Origin of the sequence: Flavobacterium undicola (assembly GCF_009909155.2) — a bacterium.
Lineage (GTDB): Bacteria > Bacteroidota > Bacteroidia > Flavobacteriales > Flavobacteriaceae > Flavobacterium > Flavobacterium undicola.
Map to the genome: position 1 here is coordinate 105,875 of NZ_JAAAPM020000003.1, position 17,580 is coordinate 123,454.

Annotated in this window: 7 protein-coding genes; all 7 read right to left on the minus strand. The window is 35.1% G+C overall.

Translation table 11 applies throughout. From position 1 onward, the window contains the following. Positions 1 to 54 precede the first annotated feature (54 nt). The 7 genes from GTZ96_RS02825 to GTZ96_RS02855 all read right to left on the minus strand — a co-directional run bounded on the left by GTZ96_RS02825 (position 55) and on the right by GTZ96_RS02855 (position 17,391). Positions 55 to 2,481 carry a DUF4982 domain-containing protein gene (locus tag GTZ96_RS02825; RefSeq protein WP_161641072.1) on the minus strand — a complete coding sequence of 809 codons (2,427 nt, stop codon included), beginning with the start codon at positions 2,479 to 2,481 and terminating at the stop codon, positions 55 to 57. 84 nt (positions 2,482 to 2,565) lie between these two features. Beyond that, complete coding sequence (locus GTZ96_RS02830; RefSeq protein ID WP_161641073.1) at positions 2,566 to 3,639, minus strand: glycoside hydrolase family 53 protein; 1,074 nt, start codon at positions 3,637 to 3,639, stop codon at positions 2,566 to 2,568. A 12-nt stretch (positions 3,640 to 3,651) separates the two neighbouring features. Beyond that, on the minus strand, positions 3,652 to 4,797 hold the full coding sequence (locus tag GTZ96_RS02835) for a SusE domain-containing protein (protein ID WP_161641074.1): 1,146 nt from the start codon (positions 4,795 to 4,797) through the stop codon (positions 3,652 to 3,654). A 31-nt stretch (positions 4,798 to 4,828) separates the two neighbouring features. After that, positions 4,829 to 6,424, minus strand: coding sequence for a RagB/SusD family nutrient uptake outer membrane protein (locus GTZ96_RS02840; RefSeq protein WP_161641075.1), 1,596 nt, complete (start codon positions 6,422 to 6,424; stop codon positions 4,829 to 4,831). Between the two features lie 11 nt (positions 6,425 to 6,435). Then, positions 6,436 to 9,396 carry a SusC/RagA family TonB-linked outer membrane protein gene (locus GTZ96_RS02845; protein WP_161641172.1) on the minus strand — a complete coding sequence of 987 codons (2,961 nt, stop codon included), beginning with the start codon at positions 9,394 to 9,396 and terminating at the stop codon, positions 6,436 to 6,438. 514 nt (positions 9,397 to 9,910) lie between these two features. Beyond that, positions 9,911 to 13,984 carry a hybrid sensor histidine kinase/response regulator transcription factor gene (locus tag GTZ96_RS02850; RefSeq protein ID WP_161641076.1) on the minus strand — a complete coding sequence of 1,358 codons (4,074 nt, stop codon included), beginning with the start codon at positions 13,982 to 13,984 and terminating at the stop codon, positions 9,911 to 9,913. A 389-nt stretch (positions 13,985 to 14,373) separates the two neighbouring features. Further along, positions 14,374 to 17,391, minus strand: coding sequence for a glycoside hydrolase family 2 protein (locus tag GTZ96_RS02855; protein WP_161641077.1), 3,018 nt, complete (start codon positions 17,389 to 17,391; stop codon positions 14,374 to 14,376). Positions 17,392 to 17,580 lie beyond the last annotated feature (189 nt).

Sequence of the window (17,580 nt, forward strand, 5' to 3'; positions counted from 1 at the left end):
ACCCCTCTTTCCAATTCCTGAAAAGAGGGGTTCTAAAATTTTTATGAATCAATTCTAATTAGTAGAATTAATACTTAAAATGGCTGGTTTTAATCCTTTTCCGCTAACCGTTAATTCCATATTTCCGGCTTCTTTTAACGATTGAACCAGCACTACTAATTTCCCGCTAAATAGTTTCATTGTTGGCAAATGAAATTGTTCCAGTGAAGTGGCGTCCCCGTTACAAGCTGCTCTATAAACTCCTTTTCCTTTCACTTTAAATTGCAATTGATCTGTTGCTGTGGGACAAGGAATACCATTTTTATCCACTACCGAAACAGTTACATAAGACAAGTCTTTACCATCTGCCTGTATTGTTTTTCTATCAGCGTTAAGCACAATTTGATACCCTTTTCCGGCAGTATGAATTTCCTCTTCGGCAACTGCTTTTCCGTCTTTATCAAAGGCAACTACTTTCAGCGTTCCGGGTTCGTATTTAACATCCATCCACATTAAACGATATCTGTTTTGAGATGTTGTGCTATTCTTTTTTTGAATCCCCATACTTTTACCATTTACAAAAAGCTCTGCACTGTCATAATTGGTATACACAAATACCGGAGTTACCTGACCTTCGCGTCCTTCCCAATTCCAATGTGGTAAAATATGCAAGGTTTCTTTTTCCTTATTCCAACGGCTTCTGTACAAATAGAATCGGTCTTTAGGCAAACCTGCCAAATCGTTTATCCCAAAATAAGAACTGCGTGAAGGCCAGCTCTCATCATAAGGAGTAGGCTCCCCTAAATAATCAAAACCTGTCCAGACAAATTCGCCTATAACCCAAGGTTTATCATCCTGTAACACAAAATCTTCATCGGGTACATTAGACCAACTACAGGCTTCCAGATCATAAGATGAACTCTGGAAGTCAGGATATTGTTTGTTTTTTTCTTTTACCACAGGAAACTTATAAATCCCTCTTGAACTCACGGTTGAAGCGGTTTCAGAACCTAAAATAAATCCTTGTGGAAATTTTTTAAATGCCTCTTCATACAAATGTACTCTGTAATTTAAGCCCGGAACATCTAACAAAGCTCCAAAACCGGATTCCATAGTAGCTTTAACTTGATCCATACCTACCGTTACAGGTCTTGTTGGATCTTCTCTGTGGAAAATTTCCTGTAACCATTTGGCACGTTTAACCCCGGCTTCTCCCCATTGATCTGGAACTTCATTTCCGGAACTCCACATTACAATAGAAGGATGATTTCTGGTGGCATGAATTAAATTAACCAAGTCTTTTTCCGCATAAGCTTCAAAAAATCGATTGTATCCATTCTTAACTTTTGGCTTTGCCCATTCGTCAAAACTTTCAGCTAAAAACATAAATCCCATTTCGTCACACAATTCCAGTTGTTCCAATGAGGGCATGTTGTGAGAACTTCGAATAGCATTACAGCCCATATCTTTTAAAATAGTCAATTGACGACGTAAAGCCGCTACATTTATTGCTGTTCCCAAAGGGCCTAAATCGTGGTGCAGGCAAACTCCTTTAAATTTTCTAACTTCACCGTTTAAGCTAAATCCTTTATTAGCTTCATATTTTATGTCGCGAATCCCAAAACGGGTAGTAACCTCATCTTTTAATTCGTCTCCAACAAACCATTGAGAAACGGCCTTATACAAATAAGGACTTTCAGGACTCCACAACTTGGGATTATCGACCTTGATATTTTGATCAAATTCATTCCCGAATTTTGTAGTTACTTTGTCTGAACTTAGTTTTTGCCCATTGGCACCAAAAATAGTCGTCACCAAATAGCCGTTTTCGCCAGTAGCTTTTGTCTTTACATTTACTTTAGCAACCTCCTTGCTAATAAATGGTGTTGTAATTGAAGTTCCCCACTGATCAATACTTTCCTTATTTTTTATGATAAGGCTTACTTTTCGATACAAACCAGCACCCGGATACCAACGTGAAGCAAACTCCTTGTTGGTTAATTTTACTGCCAAGGTATTCTCTCCTGTTGAGATAAAATCAGTTACATCAAAATAAAAATAGCTGTAACCATAAGCCCATTCGCCCACCTTTTTCCCGTTCAAATAGATTTGTGGTTCGCTCATGGCACCTTCAAAAAGCAGAATCACTTTCTTTCCTTTCTCGGCAGCCGAAATCGTAAATTTATTTCTGTACCAGGCTGTCCCAATATGAGGCAAAGAACCTGTTCTTCCTGTTTTTTCGGAAGCTACTTTTTCACCATTTTGAACAATAGCTACGCTCTGTTTGTCTATTTCTTTATCGAAAGGACCATAAATTGCCCAATCATGAGGCACGCTCACTTTTTCCCATTTTGAATCATTAAAATTGGATTGGGGAGCATTTTCGAAATCGCCTTTTTGAAACTTCCAGTTAGCGTCCAATTCCCTCACTGTCCTCACCTGAGAGAAGGAAATTTGTGTAATTGTTAAAAATACAATTAGAATATTTATCAATTTATTCATTATCAATCTGTCTAATTATTTAATATTATAAAAAGATTTTCATCTTTTTTCAATGTAACTTTATTAAGCTATTCTATCAATAAATTATTCTTTAAAAGCATCTAAGGCCGTTGATGGTTTCCCATTAGACTGCCATGCACTCAATTGATAACCGCTCCAACTTTTCTCTCCTTCTGGCTCCCAATAAATAACTCCCAATCCTTTATTATTAGGCACATTTTTAACCGCATTAATTACGGCCGTCAACATATCCTTGGTATTTTGGGCTAAGGTATAATCACCACCAACCTCAACAACCATAACTTCTTTTCCGTATCTGGAAACCATATCATTTAGATTATTTTGCAATTCGGCAATGGTCGCTTTATAATCACTTTTTAACCAATATGGATAATAAGACATCCCAATTACATCATACTTTACATTATTTGCTTTAGCATTATCAAAAAACCATCTGAATCTTCCATTATCATTTCCCTGATCAAGATGAACAATTACTTTGATGGCTGAATTCACTGCTTTTGTAGCCTCATAACCTTTGTTCAAAAGCTGTGCAAGCTGACCAAAATTAGCCGATTTCCCTTCCGGCCACAACATACCGTCAGGAATTTCATTACCCACCTGCACCCATTCTGGTGTTACTCCAGCCGTTTTTAGTGAAGTCAAAACATCAAAAGTATGTTTATAAACATCATTTAATAGTTCCGTAAAAGAATGGTTTGCCCAGGCAGCGGGTTTAGTTTGTTTTCCGGGATCGGCCCAGGAATCACTGTAATGAAAATCAATCATGATGCGCATTCCTAATTTTTGAGCACGAACAGCCATCGTAACGGTTTCGGCCGGACTACAATGTCCGTCTATTTTATGATTGGAAGGATTTACCCAAACACGTAATCTTATGGTATTTATTCCTCGGTCTTTCAATAATTGCAGACAATCTTTTTTGCTTCCATCAGCATCATAAAATTGATAGCCTGTTGCTTCCATTTGTGACAACCAACCCACATCGGCTCCTTTTGAAAAAGAACCATTTTCGGTAATTGGTACAGTTACTACAGGATCTTTTTCTGTACTTCCAGCATCATTTTGACAAGATGCTAAATTAAAGAAAACCAGAGCTGTAAGTATATTGATATAAAATTTGATTGTTTTTTTCATCGGATGTCAAATTTATTCTAAAGTAATTGTTTTATCAACTCCATTAATCGTTAATTTATATTTCCCAGGTGTAGCTGTAAATTTAAAATTGGCATCACCACTTCCATCACTTACTAAATTAGCGTTGATTTTAAAACCGGCATCTTTATAATAAGCATAATTGTTTTTAGTATCCCAGGTATTGAAAGCATGAAAGAATCGGAAAACATCATTTGATAGTGTAATAGATGCTGACCAGATATCTGGAGTAGCCTCAACAAATTCAATAGTACTAACTGCATTAAAATTCCAGCCACCAGGTACAGCTCCTCCTACTGCCCAAAGAGAGCTGGATGCTGTTAATACAATTGTCTTTTTGGTATTATCAATAGTTATGGTGTAAATCCCCGGAGTTCCAACAAATTTAAAGTTTTCCTGATCCAGGGCGTCTGCTAAATTAGCATCGATAGTATATCCTTGTTGTTTATAGTAAGAGTATTTTAAACCAGATGACCAATTTCCTGATTCTTGAAAAAATCTAAAATTACCGGCAGTCAACCTAACTTTTGCCTGTAAAACATTATTATTACATTTCATTTCACCAGTAGGTTTAAAATTCCAACCGATATCAGTCAAGGCTGCTCCAACTGCAAAAAGTGATGGACAAGTATTTCCTGCAGCAACAGTTTCGATCCATTTAATGCTTATTGGCTGTATGGCAGAGAAGGTTTCATTAGCACCAGTAGTACCAGCAGTAGCTTTTACTCTAAAATATACCTGACCGGTATTATTTGCCGAACCATCTGTATTTGTCGTTAATGGGTCATCATCAAGTTTTAAATCTTCAGCAAATTCTAACAACTTAGCAACGGTAACCGCCAAATTATTTTCGCTTGTAGCACCAATAACTTTAAAAGTGGAAAAGTTTTGATAAATAGAACACTGAAGTTCATAAGAGATATTTGTTGGAACACCAAAATCTGCCGATTCCCAAATAAATCGATCCGCTACATTTTCTTTTGTAGATTTTGACAATAAATAATTAGCCGAAAAAGAGTTTGTAAATGCTATACCATCAACATCTGGTTTTGCAACAAAAACCGGTGAATTATCGTCTGAACAAGCATTTAAACTTACTAATGTTATAAATGCTATGAATAGTATGATTAGTTTTTTCATTATATATATCTTTAATTTTTTTATCTATTTTTTAATAACCTGTGTTCTGTTTAAGATTTGGATTAGCAGCGATGCTTGCTCTCGGAATTGGAAATACCTTGTATATATCGCTAATTGCAATACCACTAACCACACTTCCTTTCCAAGACCAGTTGTAGGTTCCTCCGGTAAATTTCCCAAAACGGATTAAATCCTGTCTTCTGTGAGCCTCCCCATAGAGTTCTACCATTCGTTCATTCAGAATTAAATCTAAATTGAGGTTACTAACAGTTATCAATTTGGTATTATGAGCTCTGCTACGCAATAGATTAATATAATCTTTTGCTGTAGTCAATGAACCTCCATTACCTCCTCTGAGAACTGCTTCAGCATACATCAAATAAACATCGGCCAATCTAAACATAGGAAAATCGGTATCTACAATTTCAGTAGCTGAACCGTTTGCCCCTGTAGATGTTTTATTAGACCATTTTGCTGTGACGTAACCAGTTCCATAATTATCCATACTGGTCATTTCAATAGTTCTATCTTTACTGATAATGGTATTTCTGTCATCATTATAGTCTCCATTTAGCATTGTTTCCGAAAATTGTTTCGTTACTCTCAATCCTCCTGCCCATCCTGCAACACCAAAATCAGCTCCGTTTTGTTCTAAAGATCCTACCTGAGCATTAACCATTACAGTCGTTGGACCATAATTTTGAGTCACAACTCCATCAGAAACAATAGGGAATATAATTTCGTTTCTGGCAGCACCAGTATGGTTATCTGCCTTAAAATTGTTTGCATATACCGGTGTTAATGAAAATCCTGCATTAATAATATCTTTACAATAGCTAATACATTGATCATATTTTTTTTCTCCAATGAAAACCTCAGCATTCAAATAAATTTTAGCTAACAACATCCAGGCAGCAGCTTTATCTGCTCTGGCATATTCATTTTGAAGTGGATTTTTCAAATCCGGAATTATCGCTGTTAATTCTGATTCTATAAATGCAAATAACTCAGGACGTCCATATTCTGGGGACTGATAAGCACCTACGGGGTCATTCTCGGTAACAAACCCTGCTTTACCAAACAAATCCATTAAATGGTAATAGGCTAATGCTCTTAAAAATCGGGCTTCGGCTCTATAGGTTTTAATTTCGTTGCGCAATTCGGTACTAACCCCTCTACTATCCAACTTAGCATCAGATGTTTGACGAAGATACTCATTGACAAAAGCAACCTCTGTCATACATCTTCCAAAAAAACCTCTAATAACCACATTATCTGAAGTCCATGTATTGCGATTTAAGCCTCTTAGACCCGGATCATTTTCCCAGCACCATTTCACCTCATCAGTTGTTAATTCCTGTAAGTTCCAAAAACCTCTTCCATATTGACTTGTTCCTGCATCTAAACCTGATATATTAGAACTACCCGGTCCTGATGCTCCTGTTAAAGACAAATTTCCATAAACTCCCGCCAATCCTTCTTTATAAGATTCCGGACTAGAATAGAAATCATCAACCAAAAGTACATTAGGGTCTTTAGCATCAATATTAAGATCATTTGTACATCCAAAAAGTACGAACAGCATACCCAGAATGTAAATTGTTTTATTTTTTATTATATTCTTCATATTGTTTCTTTTTAAAATTTCACATTAGCTCCTACCAGAAAAGTTCTAGGTCGGGGAGTTATTGAATTATCAATTCCGTTAGAAAATACCTCAGGATCTAAACCTGAATAATTTGTAATAGTAAATACATTTTGCACACTGGCAGACAAACGTATGGAGGAACGGGAGTTAAATATATCCTCAAATGTGTATCCAAGGCTTACATTATCCATTTTTAAAAATGAAGCATTTTCAACATAATAATCAGAAAGTAATACGTCTTCGGTAGATTTAAAATTAGTTTCTAAAACTGAAGTTGGTAAGTTTGACACCACCGAACTGTTTCTTAATAAATTGTATTGCGCTCTTGTAGCATTAGCACCATTATAGACGTAATTACCCAAACTCGCTCTCATATTAAAAGAAAGGTCTATGTTTTTATAATTAATATTTGATGCAAATCCCATAGTTACCGTTGGCATACCATTATGGTGTATGTATAAATCGGCATCATTAATGATATTGTCACCATTCAAATCGGCATAAGCACCTTCAATTGGTTTACCATTGGTATCATAAATTTGTTTATATACATAAAATGAAAAAGGAGTGTAACCAACTCTGTGTATTTGAGCAGTAGTTCCGCCACCAGCACCAGCACCGGTTGTACCTACTAACTGATCCTGACCTAATGCCAAACTTTTAATTTCTGTTTTTATAAAAGTGCTGTTGAAATTAACATTCCACTTCAACCCATTTTTATTTTTAATAATATCGGCACCTACAGAAAACTCAAGCCCTTTTGAAGTAAAATTACCAATGTTTTGGAATCCGGAATTACTAAAATTGGAACCGTCTGAAATAGCTGCATTGGCAAGCAAATCTTTAGATTCTTTATAGAAACCTTCTACAGTAGCTGTTACTCTGTCATTAAAAAATCCAAAATCAAGACCCGCATTGTACGTTGTGGTTTCTTCCCATTTTAAATCTTCATTTCTAAATTGCGGTATGGCAATAGTAGTTACCGTATTTCCAAAAATATATTGGGAAGTTGGCAAACCTGTACTATATCTTGACATGTACAAGTCTAAATTAGCTTGCCCAATATCTTGCTGCCCGGTTACTCCCCACCCTAATCTTAATTTTAAATTAGAGAGCGTTTTAGACTCTGGAAACAGATCTTCCTTAACTTTCCAGGCAAAGGCTGCAGAAGGAAAATTACCCCAACGATTTGATTCGCTAAAACGGGATGTACCATCTCTACGATAAGATACTGTAAAGAGGTATTTATCATAAAATGAAAGATTAGTTCTTCCGAAAAATCCAATTAAAACCAAATTTGGATCTATATTTAAAACAGGAGCACTATCAACACCATTGTCTAATAATTCATTCGTATTGTATCTTTCATTGGTGAATTTTTGATAAGAATAACCCGCTGTAGCTTCAAAATTTAGTTTCCCGAATTCTTTTTTATAACCGAAATATCCATCCAGTAAATAATTACTCTGCTCGTTAGAATATTCCGAATGAGATCCTATAATACGTCCATCAGCCTGAGAAAGCGGATTTTTATTGGAAACTCTTGTAAAACCATCGGCTGTACTTTTATCCATACCTAAATTTAACACCGCGGTTAATTCAGGTAAAAAATGGAAATTATAATCTAATTTCACATTACCATACAGTCTTTTCACTTCACTCCTACTATTGCGTTGCATTAACTCAGCAACCGGATTCAATGGAGCGCGTTCTGTTAAATCACTCTCATTAATAACACCGTCATGATTGTCTCTATAATATTGAAAGTATCCGCCAAAAACAGAATTGGCATCATAAACAGGCTGTGTAGGATCAAAAGTTATAGCATTGCCTTGTTGACCCGAAGCAAATCTGTTTTTTTCCAAAGATGCATTAGCATTAACACTAATTTTTAAATGATTATCAAATAGACTTGGGTTTAAGGTTACAGAACCCGTGTTACGCTCAAATTCTGAAGTTAACATCAAACCATTTTGTAATGTTCTTCCAAAAGAAGCTCTCGATGGAATTTTGTCAAACAACATTCCGTTTACCGAAACATTAGTATTTGAAGAGATACTTGATCTATAAATTTCTTTTTGCCAATCGGTATTTGCTGTTCCTAATAAGGGCAACAAAGTTGGATCTTGTACACTTACCAATTCTCTTAATTCATTTCCACTAAAGACATCCATTTTATTTGCAAGTGTGTTTACACTCATGCTCATATCTAAACTGGCAGAAAAGGTTTTAGTTCCTTTTTTCAGGGTAATAATAATAACTCCGTTTGACGCTCTGGAACCATATATAGCCGTAGCCGAAGCATCTTTTAAAACAGAAAAAGATTCAATGTCATTTGGATTAATCGAACTCAATATAGAACGTGAGCCTCCTATTGAATTGTTATCTACAGGCATTCCATTAATTACAATCAAAGGATCATTAGACGCTCCTAATGATGCTCCCCCACGAATTCTAATAGTCGATCCTGCTCCCGGATCCCCGCCGGTTGTAATGGATAAACCTGCCACACGACCTGTTAAAAGATTTTCGGCAGTAACTATATTCCCTTTATTAAAATCTTTTGCAGTTACTGAAGTTACTGATCCTGTAGCATCCTTAATTTTTGTGCTACCATAACCAATAACCACAACTTCGTTTAGTGTTTTTGATTCTTCACGAAGAGATATATTCAAGACATTCCCTGTGATTTTCTTTTCGATTGTTCCGTATCCTACTGATGAAAAAATTGCTATATCACCATTATTTGCATTAATCTGATAATTCCCATTGGCATCTGTTATTGTAGAACTAACATTATTCTTTAGTATTACTGTTACACCAGGCAGTGTTGCCTTTGTTACTTCATCTACAACAGTTCCTTTAACAACTGCTTTCTGCCCGAAAAATAGAATAGGTGTTAAAAAAATTATCATCGAACAGTATAACTTAAAAGCTATCAGAGTTCTCATTTTCTTTGGTTTTGAATTCATATTATAGTTTGGTTTTGCATTAAAAATTTTAGTTTTTTTTTAAAATTAATTTGAGTTAGCTTTTCATAATTACTTTTTGGTTGTTTTTAATTAAATTTTGTTTTAGAGATTGATGTAGTTTTAATACGTTGCAATTTAGCCCCGCTATCAAGAATCAAAGGGGAAATAATTCATCAACCTAGGTAGTCTAAATCATTTTACCCTAGTAAAACAAGGTAAAAATCAGCCATTCAAGAAAAAAAACAGCCTTAAAATAGTATTATTATTATTTGAAAGAAACAACAGACTTTTACTGTCTATAAATATTTCACACGGAAACACTAAAATATTAGTGCATAAAAATTAAAATTCAGAGAAATTAGAAAGGAGTAAACATGGAAAAGATTACCATCAATTTTCATTTTCGAAATGATAAATGATAGTATGGTTTAAATAATTATACCTAGTTTTTAAATTGAAGTATACTTAATTACATCGAAAGAGTTGCAGATACTTATTTCTCTTTTAGTAACGAAGAAGGGTTTTCTCCAAAACGTTCTTTGAATAATTTGCTAAAATATTTTCTATCAGAATACCCAACTAAATAACAAACCTCAGCCACTGTATTTTCTTTTTTCAAGAGCAGTTGTTTTGCTTTCTTTAATTTATATTCCCGAATATATTCTACCAAGGACATTCCAGTCAATATTTTGAGTTTTTTATAGATAACCGAATGGCTCATGCCTAAATGCTTAACGACTATATTTACAGAAAAGTCATTACAGTCAATATTCTCCTCGATTAAATTCCCCAGATTTTGAAGAAATTCCTGATCTGATTTGTTCGTTGTCAATTCTCCAATAGGCATAAAATCCTCCGAACGGAATATCTCATGTAAGCGTGCCCTGTTTTTTAAAATGTTTTTAATTCTGGCACGAAGAAGCGACTCATTAAAAGGCTTCGTAATATAATCATCTGCACCGGTTTCAAATCCTGCCATTTTGTGTATAAAAGAAGCTCTGGCGGTTAAAAGAATAACCGGAATATGGCTGGTACTAGAATTTGATTTCAAATTATGAGTCAACTCAATTCCATCCATAACAGGCATCATGACATCACTCACAATAAGATCCGGCATTTTATCTAAAGCAATTTCCAATCCTTCTTTCCCGTTAGCGGCTTGCAAAACAATAAATTCGTCTGAAAAAAGTTCGACAATATAATTACAGATATCCGGATTATCTTCAACAATAAGCAAGGTTTGCTCTTTCGTTAAAGCATCATCAACAGCTACAATACGCTGTTCTGTTATTTGTTCTTTATTTTTATTGCTGGTAAAATAATTCTCGATAAGTTCTTCATTGGTTTCATTTCCGCCAATTTCGTCCTCATTAAAAAAAGAATTCCCTTTTTTCAATGTGATAATAAAGGTACTGCCGGAACCCTTTTTACTTTTAACAGTGATTTCTCCATGATGCAGCTTTATAATTTCATTTGAAATAGTTAAACCGAGCCCAAAACCAGTCCCGTTGACATTCGTAGTATCGTTAGCCTGATAGAACCGATTAAAGATTTTCGAAAGGTGTTTCTTCGAAATCCCGATTCCTTCATCTACCAGTTCTAATTGTACTTTTTTATCCGTTTCTGTTATCGACAGCTTTATGGAGCCCCCAGCATTTGTAAATTTTAACGCATTCGAAAATAAATTATAGAGTACTTTTTCCATCTGGTTTTTATCAAACCACAATTCGATCATCTCAGTTGAAGATTCAAACTCAAACTTGATATCTTTTTGATGGGCAAATTCTTTAAACGACAAGTAAATTTCCTTGCTAAACTTAACCCAATCCTCTTGCACCACTTTCAAACTGATTTGTTGGTGCTCCAGCTTTCTAAAGTCCAAAAGTTCGTTGACCAGATTCAGTAAATATTCTCCATTTTTTTTAATTGTCCCAAAAGGATTTTGTTGATGAGCCTCAGAAAAATCATTGGTTTTTAATAATTTATTGATGGAACTCAAAATAAGCGTTACCGGAGTTCTTATTTCATGAGAGATATTTGTGAAAAAATCTTGTTTTAAATTATAAAGTTCGATGTCTTTTTCATGGGTGAATTTTTCGAATCTCAAATCCGCTTTCATTTTTTCCCATGAAATGATGTATTTTATAAAAACATATAAGATTAGAACAATCAAAAGAGTATAAATCAAAAAAGCCCACCATTCCAGCCAAAAGGGTTTTAATATTGTAATCCCTACAGCTGTATACTTATCTACCCAATCATCTCCCAGTTCTCTACTCCTCACTTTGAAAAGATATTTACCCGGAGAAAGATTGGTATATGTTGCCGTACCGTCTTTACCTATCGAACGCCAATTTTTATCAAAATTATCCATTTTAATCTGGTACTCACAATTGGCTGAAGATGGAAATCGCATGGCTGCAAACTCAAAAGTTATGACATCCTGATCGTATTCTAAAGTTACATTTTTAGAAAAAGCAATATCATTTTCTAATATTTCGCCTTCCCCAACTGCTACTTCTTTGTTGAAAAGTTTAAAACTGGTAAACTTTACTTTAGGCGTGATATTTTGGGTTTTGATGGTTTTGGGATTAAACTCAACTACCCCTTTGGAACAACCAAAATACAACATTCCTTTGGCGTCTTTAAAACAGGAATTGATATGATAATCCCCTTTAAGATTTGAAAAGCTGTTAAAGGTTTTTGTGGTATAATTGTAATTGAAAATCCCCTGTTTGGTACTAAACCAGATCAATCCCCTGTTGTCTTCAATAATGGCAGTCACGGTCTGATAACGGACATTTTTAAAATTTTCGAAACGATTAATTTTTTTGGTTTTTTTATCTAATAAATTAATTCCTTCCCCGGCGGTTCCAATCCATAAATTCCCTTTGGAATCTTTTAAAATACTATACACATAATCGCTACTGATAGAGTTTTGATTGTTCACTGAACTTTTATACACTTTAAAACGCTTGGTTTTGGTATCCAAAAGATCAACACCACCCCCAAAAGTAGCCAGCCATATAAAATTACCGTCTTTTTGGAGTGAGATTACATTGTCGCTACTGATAGAAAAAGGATCAGCCGATTTCTTTTTATAACTTGTAAATTCTTTGGTGGTTGTATCAAAATAATTCAGCCCACCTCCCCAGGTAGCTACCCAAATGTTCTTTTTTTCGTCTTCAACCGTGTAACGAACATCATTATAACTAAGGGATTTTGGATTCCCAGCCTCTTGTTTGAATTGTGTAGCAACGCCTGTTTTGTAATTAAAATACACCAGACCATTTACAAAAGTTCCAATCCAAAGATTTCCGTTACTGCTTTCTTTTATGTACTGAATATAATTGTCCCCAATAGAATTTTTTCGCTCGCTATTGTAATGCTTTACGGCTTTTGTCCCTTCTTGCACAACAGTCAATCCTTTTCCGTCTAATCCCATAAAAAAAGCATCCTTATTTTTATAGACTGACAATACTGAGATGGGTGCTTCTCCCTTATCTGAGCTGGGTAAAAAAGTGTAGTCTTTGTTAAAACTTAGCACATCGACACCATTCCAGGCGGTTACCAACCAAATGTTAGCACTCTCGTCTTCCATGAGATCATAGATGGCATTACTGGAAATGGAAGATTCTAATTGGGAATCATTAGTATAGTTAACAACTATTGGCTTTACACTATTGATATTGGTTATTTTAAAAACTCCATTACCATCCGTCCCAATCCATAAAGCCCCATTTTTCCCTCTTTTAATACACCGCACAATAGAAACCGGTTTATTGATACCGTATGCCTTTTTTTGAAAACTTAATCGGTTTACATCTAAGGTCAATAATCCTTTTCCGCTTGTACCGATTAGAAGTTCATTCTTATTCAAACCGCTAATAGAATGAATGTAATCTGGTGAGGTATTGCTCGAAGAATTGATGCGTACAAACTGACCAGTCTTAGGATTGAATTTATTTAAACCACCGCCAAAAGTCCCTATCCAAAGATTTTTATTCGCATCTTCATAAATACTTCTAACGTCATTATGACTCAACGATTTTTCATTATTGGCCTGAAACTTATAGGTTTTAAAGGTTTGTTTTTGGGGATTAAAAAAGCAAAGTCCATTTTTGGTTCCCAGCCAAATTGTTCCTTTAGCATCTTCAAAAAGAGTGTTCAATTCATTGGAAGGAATCGAATTAGCATCGTTGGAAATATTTTTATAGGTAACAAATTTATCGTTCGAAGGATTGTATAAATTCAAACCACCTCCTAATGTGGCAATCCAAATTTTCCCTTTATGATCTATTAGTAAATCAGAGATGTCATTGGCACTTAAGACACTATTTTGCTTATTGTATGTTTTTATTTTGTTACCGTCGTAGCGGTTCAATCCGTTTTCGGTACCAATCCAGACAAAACCATTTTTCTCCTTTACAATACTTCTAACCCGGTCAGTAGATAATCCATTCGTTTGATTTATTTTATTAAATACAACTTGTGACTGACTGAAACAAGATATAGAAGCAAATAGTACAAAAAGACTTAACAGAAAAAATATTCGTTTTGTTTTCAAAGCAAAATATAATTAGGAGTTCCCTGAGATTAAGATATTGAAATATATTATTTAGAAAACACACTTTCTTAAAAGCTAATTCTAATTAACAAATATATGCATTTGGATCCTGTACGCGAATTATTTTATTAATAATGAATTTTAAGGTCTATTATTTAGATCAAATTTCAAAAACAGAATTTACTCAAATAAAGCCGTTTTTTTTAAGACAAAAAAATCCCAACAATCTGCCAGTAGCCAAGTTGTTGGGATTTTTTGATAATTCGGATATTCGTGGTTTAAATCATTCCATTAGTAATTACCTTCTCAAATTTTATGCTCTCTAAGTTTCAGTGCATAATCTCGAAAACAGGAAACTTAGATAGGCGACTAACTAACCGTAACCAAACCTATTTAATTGTTGTTAACTTATTATTTAATGTATCGATTGGCTCGTAAAATTCTACTTCGATTATTGGTAAACGTTGTATGGTTTTATCTCCTTCTTTTAAACCTGCATCGTCCACTTTTCCGGTAATTTCAACCAGATTGATAGCATCACTGTCTTTGGCAGAGCCCAATAGTTCTATTTGGACTTTTTTACCTTTGGTTGGAGTTACATCTAGAGTCACATATCCTAAACTCGTAGGTGTTGACCCTTCAAACACTTTTTTATTGTCTACAAAAATTCGAATTGGATACTTTTTACTTTTCCATCCGGCAAGCTTCAACACTACCTGATTGATAGTAGCTTCACGCTCTAATTCATATTCAATCGTCGCCTTGTCATTTTTACCGTAAGACCATTGTGTCAATTCGTTGTCATCATAACTTTTATAAGCATCAGCTTGATTCGAATTGGTTTTAGCTCCAATAATCGCTATGGGTAATCTAGTTCTCTTGAAAGATGGTGTTGCAGGAGTTGGCCCTTTTTCTGTAAAAGACGGCAAATTTTCATTTGGCATATTCGTTGACAATTTCCCTAAATCAGTCTTAATTGTTTTCACCGTGATAGCATCACCTTTAAGCAATTTAGAAGTTGCTTTGATGTTAATCAATCCTTCTGTTTCAGTTGATCTCACCATAATTCGGTTGACACCACATTCTACCGGAAGACTGCTGGCTCCAATATAATTATCAGGTCCTTGCGCAATTCCGCCAACAAAAGTACCTTGTCCTTTTACTTCAAAATCAATCATATTCAATGCTGTAGGACAACGATTTCCTTTATCATCTACAACTTCTACTTGTACAATAGCCAAATCATTAGCATTAGCCAAAGTTCCTCTAGGTCTTTCAATCGTACTTAACTTAAGTGCGTAAGGTTTTCCAGCTGTGCGAATTTCAGTTTCACAAACTTTTTTTCCTGATTTATCATAACCAATTGCTTTGATCGTTCCTGGTTTGAATTGCACATTTTTAAAAGTAAACAAGAATTTTTTGCTTTGTATTCCTTTTCCAAGACTCGTTTTGTTGATAAACAATTCTACTGCATCGGCAGTCGAAATTACAGTGATATCTTTAGTTACTTCTTTTTCATAATTCCAATGTCCTACAATATGTGCTTTAGGCGTTTCGGTATCAACCCATCCATCCCAAATTACCTGATGCGCATAAAAACCATCTTTAGGAATTCGCATAGGATCTACTTCCCCGCTTCTACGATAATTTTCCTGTCCTCTGTAATGGGTATTCGAATCACTAAAAATAATATTCACTCCACCTGAACTAACACGCTCTCCAGTTCCTGGTCGGGATTCCCAGTAATCGTACCAACGCTCTACATTTTCAACGGCATGCGTATCCTGATTGCGGTTGTAAGCACTCGCATCTGCTACTTTTGTTCCATTTACATTTTCATGAGTGGTTCCACCTACTCCATTTTTATGGTAAGGTGGCGTGAATTCATCCCAATATTTACGTAAACCTTCGTCTCTGCTGTATTCCGTTGCCCAAAAAGGAAGCTTTGCGCTTTTGTTGATATACAACATTTCGCCTCCGTATTCAGCTACTTTACTGTCTAACATTTCTCTACTTCCAATGGCGCGTCCTCCATAAGGATCATAAGTGTTTCTGATAGCCAGCATTTCTTTCATGTGTTCTTCCGAAATACTTTCGTTTCCAGATTCGTAAAATAAAATACTCGGATTGTTTCTGTTGTATATAATGGCATCACGCATCAACTCCGTACGTTGTTCCCATCTTCTGCCTGTAACATCAGCTTCGGCATCTCCTGCTGGCATGGCTTGGATTAAACCAACTCTATCACAGGATTCTACGTCTTGTTTCCAAGGCGTTACGTGCATCCAGCGCACCAAATTCCCGTTACTCTTTACCATCAAACTATTGCTGTAATCACTCATCCATGCCGGAACTGACATTCCCACAGAAGGCCATTCGTTACTGGTACGTTGTGCATATCCGTGCATCATAATCACTCGGTCATTCAAATAGACCATTCCTTTTTCGAACTTTCCTTTACGGAATCCTGTTTGAATATTGACCTTATCTACTGGTTTATTGTCTACCAAAACTTCACTGGAAACTGTATACAAATAGCCATAACCCCAGCTCCAAAAATTCAAATTATTTAAAGCTTTAGACGCTTTCAAATCCTTTTTTTCATTTGGATTTACAGTGAAAGAATCGCCTAAAAACGAAGCCACTTCTTTCCCTTGCATGTCCACCACAGTTACTTTCAGTTGCGCATTAACTGGTTTTGAAAGTTCATTTTTTACTTGTGAAGACACATTAATAACCGCTTTTTTATCGGCTATATTAAAATCTGTTGCATACACATAAGTACCTGTTGTTCCCAATGTCGAGAACAAAGGAAGGGTTTGATATACTTTAGATTTAATATGCAAGAATACATTTTTCGGAAGTCCGCCATAATTAGCATTGAAATTATTATTGTTCCACTGAAATCCTGAGTTACTTGCTTTCTCTCTGTATTTCCAATCATTATCTGTTTTAACCGCAATTACATTTTCCTGAGGAAAAGGTTTTACATAAAGCGTTAAATCGAAACCAAAAGCCATTACTCCATTTTCATGTCGTCCAATAAAAGTTCCATTCAAATAGACTTCTCCCATTTGACGCACTCCTTCAAATTCGATAAAAATTTTCTTGTCTCCTGAATCTTTCGGCAATTGAAATGTTTTGCGATACCAGGCAATTCCTGTAGATAAATGAGTAATGTCATTTTTAAAAGCCTCGGCTTGATTCCATGCAAAAGGAAGATTGACAGCAGTCCATTTTTGATCGTCAAATTCTGGTTTTACAGCTTCTTCAGCAGCACCAACATTCAATTTCCAACCGTAATTGAAATTGTATTTTTCTCTCTCTGATTTGTTTTGCTGTGCATTTGCCATACTTGCAAACAGCATTACAAAACTGAGTGTGTACAAAACTCTTTTCAAATTCATCGCTTAATAGTTATTAGGGTTTATTCTTTGTATTATCGGCATTAACATTAATGCTTTACAAATGTAGATTCCTCGCTTTATTTTTAATTATCATGGATTGCCATAACCATTCATAGATTGCCATTTGGCTGGATATGATATAAAATGGCGAAGTATGACTCGTGAATATTTAGATTTCTAAAAAATAAA

Bases quoted from the DNA above. Each gene is read 5' to 3' on its own strand.
- GTZ96_RS02825 (WP_161641072.1), bottom strand. From the start codon at position 2,481: ATGAATAAATTGATAAATATTCTAATTGTATTTTTAACAATTACACAA.
- GTZ96_RS02835 (WP_161641074.1), bottom strand. From the start codon at position 4,797: ATGAAAAAACTAATCATACTATTCATAGCATTTATAACATTAGTAAGT.
- GTZ96_RS02845 (WP_161641172.1), bottom strand. From the start codon at position 9,396: ATGAGAACTCTGATAGCTTTTAAGTTATACTGTTCGATGATAATTTTT.
- GTZ96_RS02830 (WP_161641073.1), bottom strand. From the start codon at position 3,639: ATGAAAAAAACAATCAAATTTTATATCAATATACTTACAGCTCTGGTT.
- GTZ96_RS02840 (WP_161641075.1), bottom strand. From the start codon at position 6,424: ATGAAGAATATAATAAAAAATAAAACAATTTACATTCTGGGTATGCTG.
- GTZ96_RS02855 (WP_161641077.1), bottom strand. From the start codon at position 17,391: ATGAATTTGAAAAGAGTTTTGTACACACTCAGTTTTGTAATGCTGTTT.